The sequence below is a fragment of the Providencia vermicola genome, from assembly GCF_020381325.1.
Taxonomy (GTDB): Bacteria; Pseudomonadota; Gammaproteobacteria; order Enterobacterales; family Enterobacteriaceae; genus Providencia; species Providencia vermicola.
Genome location: NZ_JAGSPI010000018.1, coordinates 1 through 4,742 on the forward strand (window position 1 = coordinate 1; position 4,742 = coordinate 4,742).

Here is a 4,742-nt window from a genome sequence, read left to right on the forward strand (position 1 = left end):
CGTGTGCGTAGTGGCGAGTTGGAGTATCGTACTCTACGTGAGAAGTAGAGATGGTGATACCACGCGCTTTTTCTTCAGGTGCGTTATCGATTTGGTCGAATGCACGAGCAGAACCGCCGTAAGTTTTAGCCAGAACAGTAGTGATAGCTGCTGTCAGAGTAGTTTTACCGTGGTCAACGTGGCCGATAGTACCAACGTTAACGTGCGGTTTTGAACGTTCAAATTTTTCTTTAGACATTAGATTGTCCCTCTAAGACACGGAATCGGTGGTTAAACCACATCAACCAAGCAAGAAATTATTTCGCTTGTTTTTTTCAGGAGACAAATCAGGGAGATAATTGAGAACATAAGGGAAGTGGTGCTGATAGGCAGATTCGAACTGCCGACCTCACCCTTACCAAGGGTGTGCTCTACCAACTGAGCCATATCAGCACATCTTGGAGCGGGCAGCGGGAATCGAACCCGCATCATCAGCTTGGAAGGCTGAGGTAATAGCCATTATACGATGCCCGCAATGAACTCGGCTACCTGAGTTATCAGCTGTTAAACTGTTCCTTGAAGTTTCTATAAAGAAATCTTCTTGGAGATGGTGGTGGGAGAAGGATTCGAACCTTCGAAGTCTGTGACGGCAGATTTACAGTCTGCTCCCTTTGGCCGCTTGGGTATCCCACCTATCCAAATTTTTAATGGTGCCGGCACCAAGAGTCGAACTCGGGACCTACTGATTACAAGTCAGTTGCTCTACCAACTGAGCTATGCCGGCATCAAGTGCTGCGCATTCTAGGAAGAGTGAGCGCATGTTGCAACAAAAAAATTTAATTTTTTGTTCGTTTGCTTACATTTTGTTCGCTTTTTGTGTTTTTGTTGATTTTTTAACTGCTTTGAGATTAAAACATCAACAACAGCTGTTAACTATAATCCATTATTATTTAGTCCGTAAAGCCCGATAATCGAATCAAAACATTTTAAATGTTATTATTTAGCCCCTATCACAGTTTTAGGGCTCTGATTAATCGGTTATTTTTCAAGCGATCACACTTATTTTTTTTGTGTAATTCAAAAAAAATTCACAAATATTATAAAAAAACCTACGCCTCCCCCCCATCACTCGCTATGATGCTAGCAAATTTTTTGGATACGGGTGTTTAGGCAACCTGTCCAACCTGCACAAAATAGGCAGATGTTGGTTTATGAAAAAGAACGAAAATTTTATTACTACGCCATATTTAGAATTTGATAGAGAACATTGGGCAACACTCCGTGATTCCGTCCCTTTGACATTAACATCCAGTGAGCTTCTCGAGTTAAAAGGGATTAACGAAGAGCTTTCAATGGAAGATGTTATTGAAATTTATCTACCTTTATCGCGCTTATTGAATTTTTATATTAGTTCTAACTTACGTCGTCAGGCTGTCCTAGAGCAGTTTTTAGGAACTAATGAAGCAAAAGTGCCTTATATCATCGGTATCGCTGGTAGCGTTGCTGTAGGTAAAAGTACAACAGCACGTTTATTACAAGCACTATTAACTCGCTGGCCTGAGCACCGTAAAGTTGATTTAATTACGACTGATGGCTTTCTTCATCCGAACCAAGTATTAAAAGATCGGAATATTATGAAGAAAAAAGGTTTTCCACAGTCTTATGACATGCGAAAACTAGTTAACTTTGTTTCTCAAATTAAATCAGGCGCGCGAAATGTCCGTGCCCCAGTCTATTCCCATCTAACCTACGACATTGTGCCTGACCAAGAGCAAGTTATTGATCAGCCTGATATTTTAATTTTGGAAGGGCTCAATGTATTACAAAGTGATATGGACTACCCACAAGATCCACACCATGTATTTGTCTCTGACTTTGTTGATTTCTCAATTTATGTTGATGCAGCTCCTGCTTTATTAAAACAATGGTACATCGGTCGTTTTCTTAAGTTTAGGCAAGGCGCATTCTCCGACCCAGATTCATACTTTCATAGTTATTCTAAATTAAGTGAAGAAGAAGCGGTAAATATTGCAGGTTCTATTTGGGATGAAATTAATGGGCTAAATCTCGAAGAGAATATTTTACCTACCAAAGAGCGGGCAAGCTTAATAATGACAAAAGGTGAAAACCATTCAATTCAAAATGTCAGACTAAGAAAATAAAATCTATATTGGCCGAAATTTTTCGGCCAATTATATATTACTCGTTTGGCCGCAATGATATTTCGCCGCCAATATAAGGAATTATATCGCCATTATCTTTTTGTAATAACAATGCACCTTGCTCATTAATTCCACGCTCTACTCCAGAAATAATATCATTACCAATCAGCAGCTTAACCTTTCTATTTAAAAAGTTATCAAGTTTAAACCATCTATCCAAAAACGGTTTTAATCCTTCTTTTTCAAATAGAATCAATGAGTCTTTTAATGCTTGGATAATATTAGCCGATAATTCATTTCGTTCTATATCTTCAACTTCATCTCTCAAAGATGCCCACTCTTGCGTTATTGTATTCGTATTTTCGACATTCGTTTTATTCATACCAATATTAATGCCAATACCAATAATAATATGAGCCGCGTCACCTGTTTTACCCGTTAATTCAACTAAAATACCGGCAAGTTTTTTATCATTCATATACAGATCATTTGGCCATTTTACCTTTACTTTTTCTTTACTTATTTTATTTAAAGTTTCCGCAATCACTATTCCAACAACAAGGCTCAAACCAACCGCAGCCGCAGGGCCTTGATCTAACTTCCAATACATAGATAAATACAAGTTGCAGCCAAAGGGAGAAATCCATTGGCGGCCTCTTCGGCCTCGACCTGCACTCTGGTACTCTGCAAGGCAAGTATCTCCCGATGTTAAACTTGGAATACGTTCAAGCATATACTGATTCGTAGAATCAATAACAGGTTCTACAATGATATTGACGCCATTAACGTATTGTTTGATGCTGTCTTTATTCAGTAAATTTATTTGGTAAGGCAGCTTATACCCCTTACTGGTCACCGTTTCAATGTTCAAACCCCATGAACGTAATGTTTTAATATGTTTATTAATCGCAGCTCGGCTCATGCCAAGCTTGTCGCCGAGTTGTTCGCCCGAGTGTATTTGAGCATCCGATAAAATATCTATCAGCTGTAAAGGGATTGATGTCTCTTTCATTGAATATAATCCATTGCGTTAACCTCACCTTGACGACCAATAAACCGAACTTCTGGTTCTAAAATGATATCAAAACGCTTTGCAACGCTTTGGCTAACGTATTTCGCTAGGTTAACAACATCACTCCCTGTCGCTTCATGTTTATTTATTAAAACAAGCGCCTGCTGAGTGTGAACTGCCGCTCCCCCTATTTCATGCCCTTTCAAACCACACTGGTCAATAAGCCAACCAGCTGCTAATTTCACGCTACCATCGGCTTGGATATATTGAGGGCAATTTGGGTTTTCTTGCTTAATTTTTGCTGCTTTTTCAGCTGAAATCACAGGATTTTTAAAGAAACTGCCAGCATTGCCAGTCACTGTAGGGTCAGGCAATTTACTTCTGCGAGTCTGGCACACTGCATCAAAGACTTGCTTAGGTGTTACTGTTTCGGGATTAAACTGTGTTAAGTCACCATAGGTAAGTTTAGGCTGCCATTTTTTTGCGAATTTCAGCCCAACGCTAACAATTACATAACCCTGTTGGTACTCATGTTTAAAAATACTATCACGGTAACCAAATTGGCACTCACTCGCTGCAATACGTGTTTCTTGATTTGTCTCGAGTGACAGAATGTCCACATAATTACATATATCTTTCAGTTCAACACCATAAGCACCGATATTTTGAATTGGCGCGGATCCCGCACATCCAGGGATTAAAGCAAGATTCTCCGCACCGTGGATGCCTTTTTGTAGTAATTTTTCCAATAATAGATGCCAATTTTCACCTGCCTGAACATGCACATACCAATAATCATCAGACTCTGTAATTTCAATACCTTTTAGCTGATTAATGATAACGACACCATCAAAGTCCTCTACAAATAAAACATTACTCCCCCCACCAAGCAGCAATACGGGTAAATTATCATTTTTCGCTTTCAGCCATTGTTGATGGAGTGATTGTTTATTCTCTGCTATAAAAACTGATAATGCTTTTGCATCAATACCAAAGCTGTTGAATGGTTTGAGTTCAGAAGTTGGATTCATTACTACCTTCAGGAAAAATATAACAATAATGAAGTAAGTCTATCAGCCAGACTTAATCGTGGGTAGCAAGAATAATAAAATAAGATAATTTCGGGGTCATTAAGGAATAATTTACTGACTTTTCGTAAGCGTCAGAAAGCAAAAAGCCACCCATTGGGTGGCTTTTTATATTTAAAACCTAGCAGTTCCCTACTCTCACATGGGGAGACCCCACACTACCATCGGCGCTACGGCGTTTCACTACTGAGTTCGGCATGGGGTCAGGTGGGACCACCGCGCTATTGCCGCTAGGTAAATTCTTTTTAAATGCCGATTATATGGTGCTGATACCCAGATTCGAACTGGGGACCTCACCCTTACCAAGGGTGTGCTCTACCAACTGAGCCATATCAGCAATATGGTGCGGTCAGTTAGTACTGACACAACCTTAAAATTTAATGTCTGGCAGTTCCCTACTCTCACATGGGGAGACCCCACACTACCATCGGCGCTACGGCGTTTCACTGCTGAGTTCGGCATGGGGTCAGGTGGGACCACCGCGCTATTGCCGCCAGACAA

4 protein-coding genes, 5 tRNA genes and 2 rRNA genes are annotated in these 4,742 nt (G+C 40.1%); 1 reads left to right on the plus strand and 10 read right to left on the minus strand.

The annotated features are described in order from the left end of the window. The 5 genes from KDJ85_RS19135 to KDJ85_RS19155 all read right to left on the minus strand — a co-directional run. A partial coding sequence (locus KDJ85_RS19135; RefSeq protein ID WP_263974628.1) for a GTP-binding protein occupies positions 1 to 238 on the minus strand: 238 nt, incomplete at its 3' end. Positions 239 to 356: 118 nt separating this feature from the next. Further along, positions 357 to 432: transfer RNA gene (locus KDJ85_RS19140), tRNA-Thr, on the minus strand. Between the two features lie 6 nt (positions 433 to 438). Next, a tRNA-Gly gene (locus KDJ85_RS19145) sits at positions 439 to 513 on the minus strand. 74 nt (positions 514 to 587) lie between these two features. Beyond that, a tRNA-Tyr gene (locus KDJ85_RS19150) sits at positions 588 to 672 on the minus strand. A 15-nt stretch (positions 673 to 687) separates the two neighbouring features. Further along, positions 688 to 763 (minus strand) — tRNA-Thr (locus KDJ85_RS19155). Between the two features lie 427 nt (positions 764 to 1,190). Here KDJ85_RS19155 and coaA point away from each other — a divergent pair. Continuing rightward, positions 1,191 to 2,141, plus strand: coding sequence for a type I pantothenate kinase (coaA, locus tag KDJ85_RS19160; protein ID WP_225820970.1), 951 nt, complete (start codon positions 1,191 to 1,193; stop codon positions 2,139 to 2,141). Between the two features lie 37 nt (positions 2,142 to 2,178). Here coaA and birA read toward each other — a convergent pair whose 3' ends face one another. The 5 genes from birA to rrf (KDJ85_RS19185) all read right to left on the minus strand — a co-directional run bounded on the left by birA (position 2,179) and on the right by rrf (KDJ85_RS19185) (position 4,739). Beyond that, positions 2,179 to 3,153: a bifunctional biotin--[acetyl-CoA-carboxylase] ligase/biotin operon repressor BirA gene (birA, locus tag KDJ85_RS19165; protein ID WP_225820971.1), complete on the minus strand. Its 975-nt coding sequence runs from the start codon at positions 3,151 to 3,153 to the stop codon at positions 2,179 to 2,181. Beyond that, entirely contained in the window at positions 3,150 to 4,184 is a 1,035-nt protein-coding gene (gene murB, locus KDJ85_RS19170; RefSeq protein WP_225820972.1) for a UDP-N-acetylmuramate dehydrogenase, read from the minus strand. The genes birA and murB overlap by 4 nt, the downstream gene beginning before the upstream one ends. 176 nt (positions 4,185 to 4,360) lie before the next feature. Beyond that, positions 4,361 to 4,476 (minus strand): 5S ribosomal RNA (gene rrf, locus KDJ85_RS19175). A 26-nt stretch (positions 4,477 to 4,502) separates the two neighbouring features. Continuing rightward, positions 4,503 to 4,578, minus strand: a tRNA-Thr gene (locus KDJ85_RS19180). A 45-nt stretch (positions 4,579 to 4,623) separates the two neighbouring features. Continuing rightward, positions 4,624 to 4,739 (minus strand): 5S ribosomal RNA (rrf, locus tag KDJ85_RS19185). Positions 4,740 to 4,742 lie beyond the last annotated feature (3 nt).

Coding starts and splice junctions, on each gene's coding strand:
- coaA (WP_225820970.1), top strand. CDS start 1,191: ATGAAAAAGAACGAAAATTTTATTACTACGCCATATTTAGAATTTGAT.
- birA (WP_225820971.1), bottom strand. CDS start 3,153: ATGAAAGAGACATCAATCCCTTTACAGCTGATAGATATTTTATCGGAT.
- murB (WP_225820972.1), bottom strand. CDS start 4,184: ATGAATCCAACTTCTGAACTCAAACCATTCAACAGCTTTGGTATTGAT.